Below are 13,432 nucleotides of genomic sequence, written 5' to 3' on the forward strand. Positions count from 1 at the left end.
TCTTTTATTTACATTATTGTTATTTAGATATTTGAATTTGTCCTTCTTCACAGGTCCAGTGCCGATCTCCAACCATTTCGGCTTCGCTTTCATCATGAGTAACCCATACACAAGGTACATCCCACTCGCGAATAATGGACACCAAATCTTCGCGCACATGCTTTCGCAAGTTCCAATCTAAAGCAGATAAAGGCTCATCGAGAAGCAAGATAGTCGGTTTAGAGTATAGCGCACGCCCCAAAGCAACTCGTTGCTGTTCGCCACCAGACAGGCTGCCAGCCTTCGTTTTTCGGTATTTCTCAAGACCTAAACGCTGCAATAGACTATTGCACATGTCAGGTGTGCCTCGTTTGCTATAGGTAATATTATGTTCCACAGACAAATGAGGGAATACGATGTTGCCTTGTGGCATATACCCTACCTGACGTTTTTGAGCGGGAACCCAAATCTTATTATCTCGATCCACCCACGTTGTTTCATTACAATGAATACTACCTGTAGTGGGTTTTACAAGTCCTGCAATGCATTTAATGAAAGTACTTTTACCACTGCCGGATTGACCTGTCAAAACGGTAATACCAGAAGGAAGTACCCCATCGGCTTTCACAGTCACAGAAGGTCTAGCTACGGTAAAGGAAAATGTAATCATCGGACCTCCTAATTATTATCAATGTGATGGAACAAGGACCCCTTTGTGATGAAGTGAATTCCACTCAACAATGCCAATGTGAGCACACAAATATAGATAACTAATTCAAAAGCATCCATGTACTGCCCTGCCTCTACGTAAGAGTAGATAGCAAGTGGCATGGTGCGCGTTACCTTTGGAATATTGCCTGCAATCAAAATGGTAGCACCGAACTCGCCCATAGCACGACAGAAGGCTAAGATACTGCCCGTCAAAATGCCTTTCCAAGCGAGTGGTACGGAGATAGTAAAAAAGATACGTAACTCTGAAGCACCTAATGTACGCGCTACGTCCTCCATATTATGATCGACGGATTGCAATGCTGAACGCACCGTTTGATAAAACAGCGGAAATGCAATTACAGAGGAGGCTATCACGGCACCGGATGCAGCAAAAACAACACTCATACCATGAGCTTCAAGCCAAGCACCAAACGCATAACCTGGAGTAAATACCATAAGTAACGCAAAACCAACAACTACCGGAGGCAGTACAAGTGGCAAGGTAATAAGTGCATCAAGAATGGCAATACCACCCCACTTGCAACGGTTCATCCAGTAACAAGTCGCTAAGCCACTTAAAATAACTATAATAAGAGCTATACTTGCCACCCATAGCGACAGCCATAATGGACTCATGTCACGCCCCCTTTCTATACACAACAACTCTAAAGTATGTGTTATATCCATTAATTCAAAAATACTTTTCAAACAAATTATATGCCCAAAATCATATCATATGTTAGATTATTAAGCACTCATCACTACAAATGAGTAAAAGAAAAGCATACAGTGAGCAATCATAAGATTAGTAATATCAATAATATCTCTATTGTATCATAAGAAAGCGCTAGCCCTGAAAGCTAGCGCTTTACTCTTATTTAGAAGTAGAGAAACCGTATTTTTCTAATACTTTTTGGCCTTCTGGGCTCATTACGTATTGGTAGAAGTCTTTTGCCAATGCGTTGTCATATTTTTTAATAATACCAATTGGATAGATAACTGGATCATGGGAATCAGCCGGTGTTACTGCAGAGATTTCAACTGCATCGCCCGCTGCGATAGCATCAGTTTTATAGATGAAACCAGCATCTCCAGCACCTTGGCTAATGGAAGCTGTTACAGCTTTTACATCTTTAGCGTATACTACATTAGGTTCTACCTGTTCCCAAACGCCTAGTTTTGTTAATACTTGTTTACCATAGTTACCAGCTGGTACTGTTTCAGGATTGCCCAATACGATACGCTTTACTGTAGCGATTTGATTTAGCTCAACCTTAGGTTGACCTTTTGGAACTACGAGAACGAGTTCATTAGTTACGAATGGTTTTACATCAGTTACCAAATCTTTTTCTTGTAACATTTTCATATTTTTCTCGTCAGCAGAAATAAATAAACTAGCTGGTGCACCTTGTTCGATTTGTTGACGTAATGTACCAGAACCAGCGAAGTTAATAGCGATTTGATCATCCGCTAAGTTATGGCTTTTTTTGTAAGCATCAGCCAATTCTGTAAGAGCACCTTTAAGGCTTGCTGCAGCTTGTACAGTAATCTTTTCAGATGTACTTGGTTTAGCTGACTCAGTTGGTTTACTTGCATCATTACCACAACCTACTAAAAAAGCAAGCATGAAAACGCTTATTAATACTAATAAAATTCGTTTCATAATTCCTCCTGTGCATCCCTTAAAACGCCATACTGTAAACGCCATGGTAATACCTAGAGACACTTCGCGTACTAACAAACTGAAATATACAACATATACAACATATACATATTATACTATAAATCAATGATTGAAATCGTATACTAAAATCACATTCTACATAGATATTTCTGATGATTATGATAAGTAATAATAATCAATAAATTTTTAAGCCCCAAACAATAGATACTATGGTATGATAATACTATAAAGGATAAAAATATTTTAGAAAACTTATTCACTTACAGCTTATATAAAACAACTGTATATTTACTACATATAGTTATACGATAAACTAAAATTATGCCTTATATATTAACTAATATATTAAAGAAAAACTCTAGGTGAGATGATGAATCTATTCGAATTAGTAGGCCATATTTTTATGAATTCTATGGTCCCTATCTTAGTACTTATAGGCGTGGGATTTATATTAGATAGAAAATTTAAACTCGATCTATATACGCTGAGTAAACTAAACTTTTATATATTGTTACCTACCTTTATATTTCGAGCGATGTATGAAGCTAAACTTAACTCAGGTACTTTGGAGATTGTATTCTGTGCGCTCTGTGTACTCATACTAAACTCCATCCTTTCAGATGTGGTAGGTAAGATACAAGGATATGATGTGGCTAAGATTGCAACCTTAAAAAACTGCGTTATGTTTAATAACGTTGGGAATATGGGTGTCGCCCTTGCTATCTTTGTATTTACTAACATTCCATATGTCATCGATGGTGCTACCCCCTATGCTAATCTAGGTTTAGTGAGTGTTGTATCTATCATGATCATACAAACTATTAGCAGTAATACCTACGGTTTCTACCAAGCGGGAGCAGGACGATTAACCCCTCGGGATGCACTAAAAGTCGTATTCCACATGCCTATGGTATATGCCATCCCACTGGCACTACTTTGCCACCTACTCCCTTTCGATTTACACGGTCTCTTCTTCTTTGCACCGCTCAATATATTTGCCAATGCCTTCGTTGGCGTCGCTATGATTGCCTTGGGTGTTCAAATTAATAGAACACCGCTAAACTTCTTTAAGATGGATGTCATGCTTGCTACCACATTACGGCTCGTTGTGAGTCCACTCCTAGCAGCTGGTATTACTATATTATTCATTATGTTCTATGGACCTATGCATCCAATAGCGGCGCAAACTATCATCATAACCTACAGCGTACCTACCGCTATCAATATGTCTCTTATTGCTATTGAAATGAAGAATAATCCAGAATATGCTACACAAATCGTAATGGGCACAACTATTTTATCCGCTATAACAATGCCACTGTTTATTACTATAGCCTATTATCTATTCCCATTATATTAAAATAAAAAATCATAGTTATAAAAAATCACTCATAGCCATATGACTATGAGTGATTTTTTATGCCTTAGCATTTAGCCTTGTTAAACAAGTTACACAAGCTGTAACAATTATAGCACCAATAATTTCATTCAAGGCTAAATTATGATTAAGAATAACTACATCTAAAGCTAAAGTAACTATTGGTCCCATTGCACTAATAACGGCTGCAAGAGATGCATTAATTCTTTTAAGACCAAAAGACATCAAGTATGAAGGAATGATAGAACAAAAAATGGCCAAAAATACTAAATAAATCATAGTATGCGTTTGGAGTGTTGAAAATGTAGTAAAATTTTTGCTATCAATTATAAAGCCGAGAAGTAAAAGTACTGTAGTTATACACATATAAGTACTGGTAAAAATAGTAGAACTAATATTCGAAACAGCCCTCTTACTATAAATAATAAACAACGCCCAAAAGATTGCAGAAAGCAAGACTAGTGAAATGCCTATTAAAGTATCTGTAAGGTGGTTATCAACGGTAGGATTAAACATAATTGCTAATCCTAGCACAGTAGATACAATTAAAACTACTTTTGAAAATGTAATGCGTGATAAATCTGATGATAACAGAAAAACGTAAATTGGAAATGTAAATAGAACAGCACGTTCTAATGAGGCAGATATATATAATAATCCTATGAAGTCCGTTATAGATGAAGATACATAAAGAATAGCCCCCAAAAATGAGTATTTAAAAACCTTACTTTTATTCACGCTATTCCAATCAAAGCGAATCATTGGTATAAGAAAAAAAGGTAATGATAAAACAGCCCTACACACAAGAACATTCAAAGGGCTCAGTGAATCTAAATAAATTAGTTTTGCCCATATAGATTTTGTTGATAAGAATACAGTAGCTAAAAACACCACTAATATTCCTATATTTTTCATTAACAGATTCACTTTATATACTTCTCCATAATCAAATACAACTCAAATAAAATATATAAAATATAAAAACACAATTCATCCTAAGTAGGACGAAATGTGTTCATTATAAAAAATTTAAATTATTGATGAGCTACGTGTTCCATCCCCATGCGAACTAAACATTCAACATGATCATCGTTTAGAGAATAATATGCTGTTTTCCCATCTTTACGATATGTAACAAGACGTGCTTGGCGCAATACACGCAATTGATGAGAAATAGCAGATTGTCCCATCTCCATGGTTTCTGCAATGTGATTAACACACATTTCATTTTCTAGTAATAGCTCTACTATTTTAAGGCGTGTAGGATCACCCAAGATTTTAAACAGTTCTGCTAGCTTCAGCAATGATTCTTGTTTGTCGGTCATATAATCCCCCTTTTTTAATCCTATCCATTCTTTTTTGTAGCTCTTCTATGTCACTAATCGATACGTCTTAACGTATAACACCAATATGTATGGCACACATATAGACATTATATCATTTTTAACATAAAAAAGAGACTTTGAGAAACCAAAGTCTCTTTTTTTATCATATCTATATAAGATATAAATTATTTAATGATTAATACAGGGCAAGTGGAGTGGCTAGTTACATAGCTACTTACGCTACCCATGAATAAGCCTTTCAAAGGGCCAAGACCACGGCTACCCATTACGATGAGATCAGCATTATATTTTTTTGCCACTGCAAGTAGTGCAGGTCCAGGGGAGCCAACTTCAAATACGCTTTTAACTTTTACGCCTGCAGGAATTTCTTTCACTACATCATTAAGAATTTCCTTACCAGTTTCTTCCATATCCTCAGCAATTTGCTCAGATACATATCCACCAGAAATTGGTGTTTGATCAAAATTGGAAATAGCAGACACAATATTTGCAACGTGAACAACAATCAATTCAGCTTGGTTGCGATCCGCTACAGCGAGAGCATGTTCCAACGCACGTTTAGCATTTTCAGAACCATCAGTAGGTACGACAATAGTTTTGTAGGTAACCATAATAACCCCTCCTATTCCTAATCCCTCAAAGGGGATATGATCAAATATCGTTTAGCCTATACTAATATATTCTAGACCATCAAGGAAAACTCCTCTTTTTTCTGAGGATTTATTACATTATAGCACAAATCGTACAGAATTATACAAATAAAAGAATATTATGCGTATATTAAAGAACCTGAGACGATTGGTTTGTATTAAGTGTAGTAGTCAATCTAAAACCATCTAATACATCTATAAGTTCCTGAGTAGCAAGATTACTACCGGATGGACCAATCATTCGAGCTACTGCTACATTACCTTCATTGCCAAGAATAATTGTTGCGCCAAAGGATACTGGTTCCGCTACAGCTGTATCAGACGTATTTGGATTTTTCATATGGCCCGCCAAATAGAACATTACATTACCGTCAATGATATGCGTTTCATAACGAGTAATCGTGGCCTTGTTCACATCAACCAATTGTTTAAGATAATAGTCACCAAGCATTTGCTTGCCCATCATTGTCGGCATACCGGAGCTGACAGCTTGTACTGGGATTGTAAAGGACTCAATGTCGAGGCGTATATTATGTTTAGTGAAAGCAATCTTACCCTTTTCATTAAGACGGGTGAAACCTTTTGGATAGGTAAATTTGATACCTTCTGCAACACTGATATCGCTTGTGCCGGTTAATATTTTTTTTACCCCTTTAATAGCATTAGAACCGCGCTTATTGATCAATTCAAAGGATGGAATTGTATGCTCCATCAAACCTAGCTCCATAAACTCTGCACGAACAGGTGCATACGTACTAGACAAATTGTACCGATGAGTTGGATCTTTCTCCATGATAAATTCTGCTTCAAATACAGACTGAACCGGCTCTGTAGATGTCATATCTGCATAAGATTTTGGTGTACTCTTATCCCAGCGTGCGGAAACTGCACCTTTCTTAGCAAAGAACCCACCAACAATATCATTATGCTCAAAGTTATTGCTATGTTGGCGCCAGATATTTAAATACTCCTCATTAGACATGCCCTTAATAGGTACACCATACCAAGTCGTATTCCATTCTTTTTGAGATATTCCTTCTTGTGGTGTATTATTGCGCTTAGTAAAAGATACTGTATAGGAATCCTCTTGCGTAGGGCCCGCTAAATTGAAGGAATACCCTTGAATATGTTCACTTTCACTACGCACATCCATATCTAACATAACGCCATCAGCTACACGCCAAGGAATCGAGAACATATAACCATTTTTGTAATCCTTCACCACCGTGTTCATCTTAGTAGCATAGGATTTGTATTGTTCTGGCAAAATAGATGCGGAATCCTTCTGAGATTCCACAATAGATAAAGGTGTATCAGGCGTCTTCTGTAAATCTTCTGCCATAATAGAAGTCGTTCCCAAAGCCATGACAGCTAAGGTTGCCGCAAATAAACGTAACTTCATAGAACCTCCTATAACATATTATCCAAGAACGCTTTCGTTCTTTCGTTCTGCGGATGACTAAAAATTTGTTCTGGTGTTCCTTCTTCTTGAATAACACCATCAGCCATAAAGATAACACGATCCGATACTTCACGAGCAAAGTTCATTTCATGAGTTACGATAATCATCGTCATGTGATCGTCCGCTAATTGTTTGATTGTCTTAAGAACCTCACCAGTAAGCTCAGGATCAAGAGCAGATGTGGGTTCATCAAAGAGCATAATTTCTGGATTCATCGCTAGCGCACGGGCAATAGCTACACGCTGTTGCTGACCGCCAGACAAGCGAGATGGATACATATCTCGTTTTTCCCATAATCCTACTTTATTGAGTAATTGCTCTGCAATCGGTGAGATTTCGTCATCTTTCATACCTTTTACCATACGTGGAGCAATCATAATATTATCTAATACCGTCATATGCGGGAACAAATTGAAAGATTGGAATACCATACCCATGCGGAGCAATAATTCATGCTGAGTTTGAGGAGAAGCGTATTTTACAACCCCATTTTCAGTACTAGCAAGAATCGTACCATCAACGGTAATAGAGCCTCCATCAATCGTTTCTAACTGACCTAAGCAGCGCAAAAACGTGGATTTACCAGAACCAGAAGGTCCGATAATAGAAACAATTTCTCCTCTATTCATTTTGAGCGACACATCGCGCAATACGGTTTGATTATTAAAGCGTTTTTCAATACGCTCCATATTTACAAATGTCATAAGTACCTCTTACATCGTCATATTAAGTATATAACTAGCGCCTCAAGTAAAGATATCTCATCTATAAAATCGCATCTATAGACATCAAATAAAAGTATCTCACCTATAAAACTAGCTACATCATTACATATGACAAACTACCATAGAATTAGATTAATCTTCGTATACAGCAAATCTTCGTTCTAAGTAGCTGAAGATATTCGTCAAAATAAAGGTAAAGATTAAGTAGAATAATGCTGCCACGAGGAATGCAGAAATATCAAAATCACGTTGTACGATAGATTTTGTAATACGCAAGATATCATTCATCGCCAATACATACACGAGAGATGTATCTTTCAATAAGTTAATCGTCTCATTCGCAAGAGGAGGCAATACACGTTTAAACATTTGTGGCAAGATGATCTTACGCATAGTTTGTGCATAGGTAAAACCAAGAACCTTTGCCCCTTCATACTGACCACGAGAGATAGATTGAATACCACCGCGGAATATTTCACATAAATACGCTGCGTAGTTTAATACGAAGGTAAGAACTGCTGCCGTCGCATCATCCATTTGAATGGCACCGTCTGTGATGATTGGCAATGCATAATAGACGAATAAAATTTGTAGCATCAACGGTGTGCCCCGCATCAAATACACGAAAGCATCAACAAACTTATCTACTAAAGGCAATTTAGATAGACGTAACATAGCCATTAAAATGCCACCAGGAATAGATAAAATCCATACAATACAGAATAGCGATACGGTTACCTTTAAACCATCAGCGATGGTTGGGATAATCTGCAATAAATAATCTAACATGAAAGACTCCTTCAAAACACGACTAGAGAAGGGCCATCTGGCCGCTTCTCTAGTGTACATTTCGTTCTTTAATTATCAGTTGTACCTACTGACCATAGTACTATTAGTATATCACGAATTGTACTATTTAGCATCGCTCTTATCTAAGTCTGCGCCTGAGCCTAACCATTTTTCAGCAATTTTATCAGCAGTACCGTCTTTTTTCATTTCAGCTAAGATACCATTAATTTTGTCACGCAAAGCAGTATCATCTTTACGGAAACCAACAGCGAAATTATCAACGCCGTAGTCAGTACCTTCTACGATTTTGTATTTACCAGGTTCTTTTGTCATAAGATAACGAGCGATTACACCATCAGCAATAACCGCATCAACACGACCAATACCAAGATCCATAAATGCACTTACAAAATCCGCATAGGATTTTGTTTCTTTAACAGTCTTACCGCTTGGATCGTTTTGCAATGCTGCTTCACCAGTACTAGCTTGTTGCACGCCTACTACCTTACCAGCTAAATCGGCTTTACCTTTAATGGAGTCATCGTCATTACGAACAATGACGTATTGTTTATCCTTCATATATGTATTGGAGAATAAAATATTCTTCTCGCGCTCAGGAGAGACTGTTAAGCCATTCCACAAAGCATCAATTTTTTTAGATTTTAGTTCCGCTTCTTTACTGGACCAGTCAATAGCTTTGAACTCTACATCCATACCAGCACGTTTAGCTGCTTCTTTAGCCATGTCGATATCAAAGCCAACAATTTCGCCTTTTTCATCTTTAAAGCCCATTGGAGGGAAACTATCATCTAAACCGATAACAACTTTCTTAGGCAATTCTGTATTAGCTTTTTTAGTGTCACCACCACAACCTGTTACAAATGCCATCATAGATACAGCTGCAAGGCCCACGGCCATCATCTTTTTCCAATTCATAACTATCCTCCACGGCGATTATCGCCTATTTACCACTTAATAATATGTTCAATATAGATTTAGATTCCGTACTTAATGATTGTATTATACTTTAGTTAATTAAAGTTGTAAATAGTTAATTTGATGAATTTTTGAGTTTCTTATCTTACAGATTCTCCACATATACATTTTATGATTCTAGATTCATTTGCTTTATCTTTCTGTATGCCTATATTATATGACGCTTAGTGCTTATGCTTTATGACTGCGTATGTTTATGAATGGCCTCAATCATCGCCATTTTATCCTTGTACGCCACCTGATGCAGATCAAGTGGTATCACATAAATCCCACCATGACCATTCATTGCTTGCAACTCACGCCATTCCTCAGTGAATCCAATAATATGCTCATAATCAACAAAGACGAAATATTCATCCCCATAGAATAAACTGTGAAAGTATTCTTTCACAGAAAAAGGCCTACGTTTTAACACGAGGCCCTTTTCACAGATAAAAGCTTGACTTTCACCTAATCTATGAAGGGTCCATAATATCACGAGCAACAACAGATAATACCATACACGTTCCGCCCAGTCTGAGGGCATATATTTTACAATCAACGCACACGCAACTAGACCGATGATGCGACCGGTCCACTGTATACCGCGATGTATTTCTAAGCTCTGTTGTACGGCACCTGATGAAAAGCGTTCCATCGCCTCTTGTTTCGTCATGGTTTACCTCACAAATTGAAAGTCTACTATATGATTTTATTTACGGCACAAGCCCATAGCTTGCTCTACCTTACGGTACATTGTACTTGCTTTAGCATGCGCCTTAGCAGCCCCTTCATCGAGGATTACATCCAATTCAGGGCTTGTAATCAATTCGTTGTAACGTTGTTGAATTGGTTCAAGAGTTGCTACTAATAGATCGGCAATATCGGATTTAAATACACCGTAACCTTTGCCAGCGTACATTTCTTCGATAGCTTCGTAGCTGTCTTTCGTAATGGCACGGTATATTCCCATCAAGTTAGAAATGCCAGGTTTATTCTCTTTATCATAACGCACTGCATTATCAGAATCAGTTTGAGCGCGTTTCAATTTTTTCACAATCAAATCTGGAGCATCCAAAAGACGAATTGTAGCATTTTGGTTGTCGTCAGATTTACTCATTTTTTTGGTTGGCTCTTGTAAGCTCATGACACGAGCACCACCTTCGCCGACCTTGATATCAGGTACTACGAAAGTTTCACCGAATCTACGGTTAAAACGCTCTGCTAAATTACGAGTCAACTCAAGGTGTTGCTTTTGGTCTTCACCTACAGGAACATAATTCGTACCATATAGCAGAATATCCGCCGCCATCAATGGTGGATACGTAAGCAACGCTGTAGGAATAGAGTCACCTTGCTTTTGAGACTTATCTTTGTACTGAGTCATACGCTCTAATTCGCCAACATAGCTAATAGATTGCATAACCCAACCGAGCTTAACATGCTCAGGCACTTCGGATTGTACGAACAATGTTACCTTTTTAGGATTGAGACCAACAGCGAGGTACAACGCAGCCAAATTACGAGTATTTTGGAATAACTCTTTTGGATCTTGCGGTACAGTAATCGCATGTTGGTTAACGATGCAATAGTAACACTCATCAGTATCTTGATAGTCTAAAAAATTACGTAAAGCCCCCAAATAGTTACCAAGTGTTAACTCCCCACTTGGTTGGATGCCGGAAAATATAACTGCCATAATAGTCTCCCTATATTGAAATAAACCAACAGTGCCGAAGCACTGTTGGTTATATATATTATTCTACGGTTACAGATTTAGCCAAGTTACGTGGCTTGTCTACGTCTGCACCACGAGTAATCGCTGCGTAGTACGCCAATAATTGCAATGGTACAACCGCTAAGATTGGAGCGATGAATTTATTTGCACGAGGCACATAGATTGTGTGGTCAACGTGTTTAGATAATTCTTCGTCACCTTTCATACCGATGCCGATTACGATAGCTTCACGCGCTTTTACTTCGCGGATGTTGCTGATCATCTTGTCATAAACATCCTCTTGTGTAGCCAATGCGATAACAGGTACGCCCTCTTCAATAAGAGCCAATGTACCATGTTTCAATTCGCCACCTGCATATGCTTCAGCGTGGATGTAAGAAATTTCTTTCAATTTCAAAGCCCCTTCCATCGCTACTGCGTAGTCGATAGCACGACCCAAGAAGAACGCATCAGATTTGAAGCCATAATGTTTTGCAAAGGCTTTCATATCTTCGTCTACTTCAAAGATTTCATGAATCAAGGATGGTAAGTTTTTAACGCCGCTAAGAATTTCTTCGCCTACAGCTGGATTCATTTTGCCGTTTAATTGGCCAAGGTATACAGCGAACAACAAGCCTGCTACTAATTGAGTAGTGTACGCTTTTGTGGACGCTACAGAAATTTCAGGACCAGCCCATGTGTAAACTTTGTTATCCGCTTCACGAGAAATGCTGGAACCAACAACATTGGTAATAGCCAAGGATTTGGCACCAAGGCGTTTAGCTTCCTTCAAGGCCGCCAATGTATCGGATGTTTCACCGGATTGGCTGATAACGATACATAATGTTTTATCATCAGTCAACGGGTTGCTGTAACGATATTCAGATGCGATTTCCACATCAACTGGAATACGCGCCAAGTTTTCAATATATTGTTTTGTTACAAGCCCTGCATGGTATGCAGTACCGCATGCAACGATGAGAATTTTATTGAAAGCTGCCACATCTTCAGCAGTCCAATTCAACTCATCAAAGATAGCTGTCTTACCGTCTTCAGAAATATGTGTACCAAATGTATCACGAACAGCCTTAGGTTGATCATGAATTTCTTTCAACATAAAGTGTTCATAACCGCCTTTTTCTGCTGCTTCCGCATTCCAGTTAACATGGAATACCTCTTTATCAACAGCTTTTCCTTCACGGTCAAATACGGATACATTATCGCGAGTTACGATAGCTAATTCGCCATCGCTTAAAATATATGTGTCACGTGTGTAATTAATAATAGCTGGAATATCGGAAGCAACAAAGTTTTCCCCTTTGCCGAGGCCGATAACCAAAGGGTTTTCTTTCTTTGTACAAATGATTTTATCCGGTTCATCGGCACAGATGATTTCGAGAGCATACGCACCGTCTACACGATTCAGCATACGACGAACAGTACCGACAAAATCGCCATCGTACATGTCCTCCAATAAATGTGCAACCACCTCTGTATCCGTTTCAGATTTGAAATGATATCCTTTTGCGATGAGTTCCTCTTTTAAAGGCATATAGTTTTCAATAATACCGTTATGTACAACGGCAAATTTACCATCTTCAGATGCATGAGGATGCGCATTCATATCGGATGGACGACCATGTGTAGCCCAACGAGTATGTCCAATACCTACAGTTCCTTCATTAGGATCCGCTTTCACGATAGTCTCTAAATTGGAGAGACGGCCTACCTTTTTTTGAATTTTAATAACATTTTCAGGACCGATAACAGCAATACCTGCAGAGTCATAACCACGGTATTCTAACTTTGCCATACCGTCCAACAAGAAATCAGATGCTTGATTAAAGCCAATGTATCCTACGATACCGCACATGAGTATATCCTCCTATAACTGGGGGTATTTCTAGCCCCAGCAAAAACTAAGGCTAACTAATTAATGTTCTAGATTAATATTCTATTTAATGTATTAATTATTAATTCAATACAATTCATTCAGATATACTTTGTCCCCATCGT

At 38.1% G+C, this 13,432-nt stretch carries 14 protein-coding genes; 1 reads left to right on the forward strand and 13 read right to left on the reverse strand.

Translation table 11 applies throughout. The features are described 5' to 3' along the window. Positions 1-19: 19 nt before the first annotated feature. The 3 genes from E7A03_RS04035 to modA all read right to left on the reverse strand — a co-directional run bounded on the left by E7A03_RS04035 (position 20) and on the right by modA (position 2,353). Positions 20-649: an ATP-binding cassette domain-containing protein gene (locus tag E7A03_RS04035; RefSeq protein WP_101928935.1), complete on the reverse strand. Its 630-nt coding sequence runs from the start codon at positions 647-649 to the stop codon at positions 20-22. Positions 650-657: 8 nt separating this feature from the next. Further along, on the reverse strand, positions 658-1,326 hold the full coding sequence (modB, locus tag E7A03_RS04040; protein ID WP_101928934.1) for a molybdate ABC transporter permease subunit: 669 nt from the start codon (positions 1,324-1,326) through the stop codon (positions 658-660). A gap of 238 nt (positions 1,327-1,564) precedes the next feature. Continuing rightward, complete coding sequence (modA, locus tag E7A03_RS04045) at positions 1,565-2,353, reverse strand: molybdate ABC transporter substrate-binding protein (protein ID WP_077708076.1); 789 nt, start codon at positions 2,351-2,353, stop codon at positions 1,565-1,567. A 391-nt stretch (positions 2,354-2,744) separates the two neighbouring features. On the opposite strand from modA, the gene E7A03_RS04050 reads away from it, so the two are divergent. Continuing rightward, the gene (locus E7A03_RS04050; RefSeq protein WP_077708075.1) at positions 2,745-3,734 is read left to right on the forward strand and encodes an AEC family transporter; all 990 of its coding nucleotides are present in this window, start codon (positions 2,745-2,747) and stop codon (positions 3,732-3,734) included. Positions 3,735-3,791: 57 nt separating this feature from the next. Here E7A03_RS04050 and E7A03_RS04055 read toward each other — a convergent pair whose 3' ends face one another. The 10 genes from E7A03_RS04055 to glmS all read right to left on the reverse strand — a co-directional run bounded on the left by E7A03_RS04055 (position 3,792) and on the right by glmS (position 13,289). Next, the gene (locus E7A03_RS04055) at positions 3,792-4,667 is read right to left on the reverse strand and encodes a DMT family transporter (protein WP_232054999.1); all 876 of its coding nucleotides are present in this window, start codon (positions 4,665-4,667) and stop codon (positions 3,792-3,794) included. A 119-nt stretch (positions 4,668-4,786) separates the two neighbouring features. Then, positions 4,787-5,077 carry an ArsR/SmtB family transcription factor gene (locus tag E7A03_RS04060; RefSeq protein WP_004693850.1) on the reverse strand — a complete coding sequence of 97 codons (291 nt, stop codon included), beginning with the start codon at positions 5,075-5,077 and terminating at the stop codon, positions 4,787-4,789. Positions 5,078-5,262: 185 nt separating this feature from the next. Continuing rightward, on the reverse strand, positions 5,263-5,709 hold the full coding sequence (locus E7A03_RS04065) for a universal stress protein (protein WP_004693853.1): 447 nt from the start codon (positions 5,707-5,709) through the stop codon (positions 5,263-5,265). A 169-nt stretch (positions 5,710-5,878) separates the two neighbouring features. Beyond that, entirely contained in the window at positions 5,879-7,150 is a 1,272-nt protein-coding gene (locus E7A03_RS04070; protein ID WP_077708073.1) for a hypothetical protein, read from the reverse strand. 8 nt (positions 7,151-7,158) lie between these two features. Further along, positions 7,159-7,914, reverse strand: coding sequence for an amino acid ABC transporter ATP-binding protein (locus E7A03_RS04075; protein ID WP_077708072.1), 756 nt, complete (start codon positions 7,912-7,914; stop codon positions 7,159-7,161). A 153-nt stretch (positions 7,915-8,067) separates the two neighbouring features. Then, entirely contained in the window at positions 8,068-8,724 is a 657-nt protein-coding gene (locus E7A03_RS04080; RefSeq protein WP_077708071.1) for an amino acid ABC transporter permease, read from the reverse strand. Between the two features lie 123 nt (positions 8,725-8,847). Then, positions 8,848-9,660: an amino acid ABC transporter substrate-binding protein gene (locus E7A03_RS04085; protein WP_012863876.1), complete on the reverse strand. Its 813-nt coding sequence runs from the start codon at positions 9,658-9,660 to the stop codon at positions 8,848-8,850. Positions 9,661-9,898: 238 nt separating this feature from the next. Continuing rightward, entirely contained in the window at positions 9,899-10,375 is a 477-nt protein-coding gene (locus E7A03_RS04090) for a hypothetical protein (protein WP_008602920.1), read from the reverse strand. A gap of 36 nt (positions 10,376-10,411) precedes the next feature. After that, positions 10,412-11,398 carry a tryptophan--tRNA ligase gene (gene trpS / locus E7A03_RS04095; RefSeq protein ID WP_101928933.1) on the reverse strand — a complete coding sequence of 329 codons (987 nt, stop codon included), beginning with the start codon at positions 11,396-11,398 and terminating at the stop codon, positions 10,412-10,414. A gap of 58 nt (positions 11,399-11,456) precedes the next feature. Then, on the reverse strand, positions 11,457-13,289 hold the full coding sequence (glmS, locus tag E7A03_RS04100) for a glutamine--fructose-6-phosphate transaminase (isomerizing) (RefSeq protein WP_012863873.1): 1,833 nt from the start codon (positions 13,287-13,289) through the stop codon (positions 11,457-11,459). Positions 13,290-13,432: the final 143 nt, after the last annotated feature.

The organism is Veillonella parvula (assembly GCF_032472435.1).
Classification (GTDB): Bacteria; Bacillota; Negativicutes; order Veillonellales; family Veillonellaceae; genus Veillonella; species Veillonella parvula_N.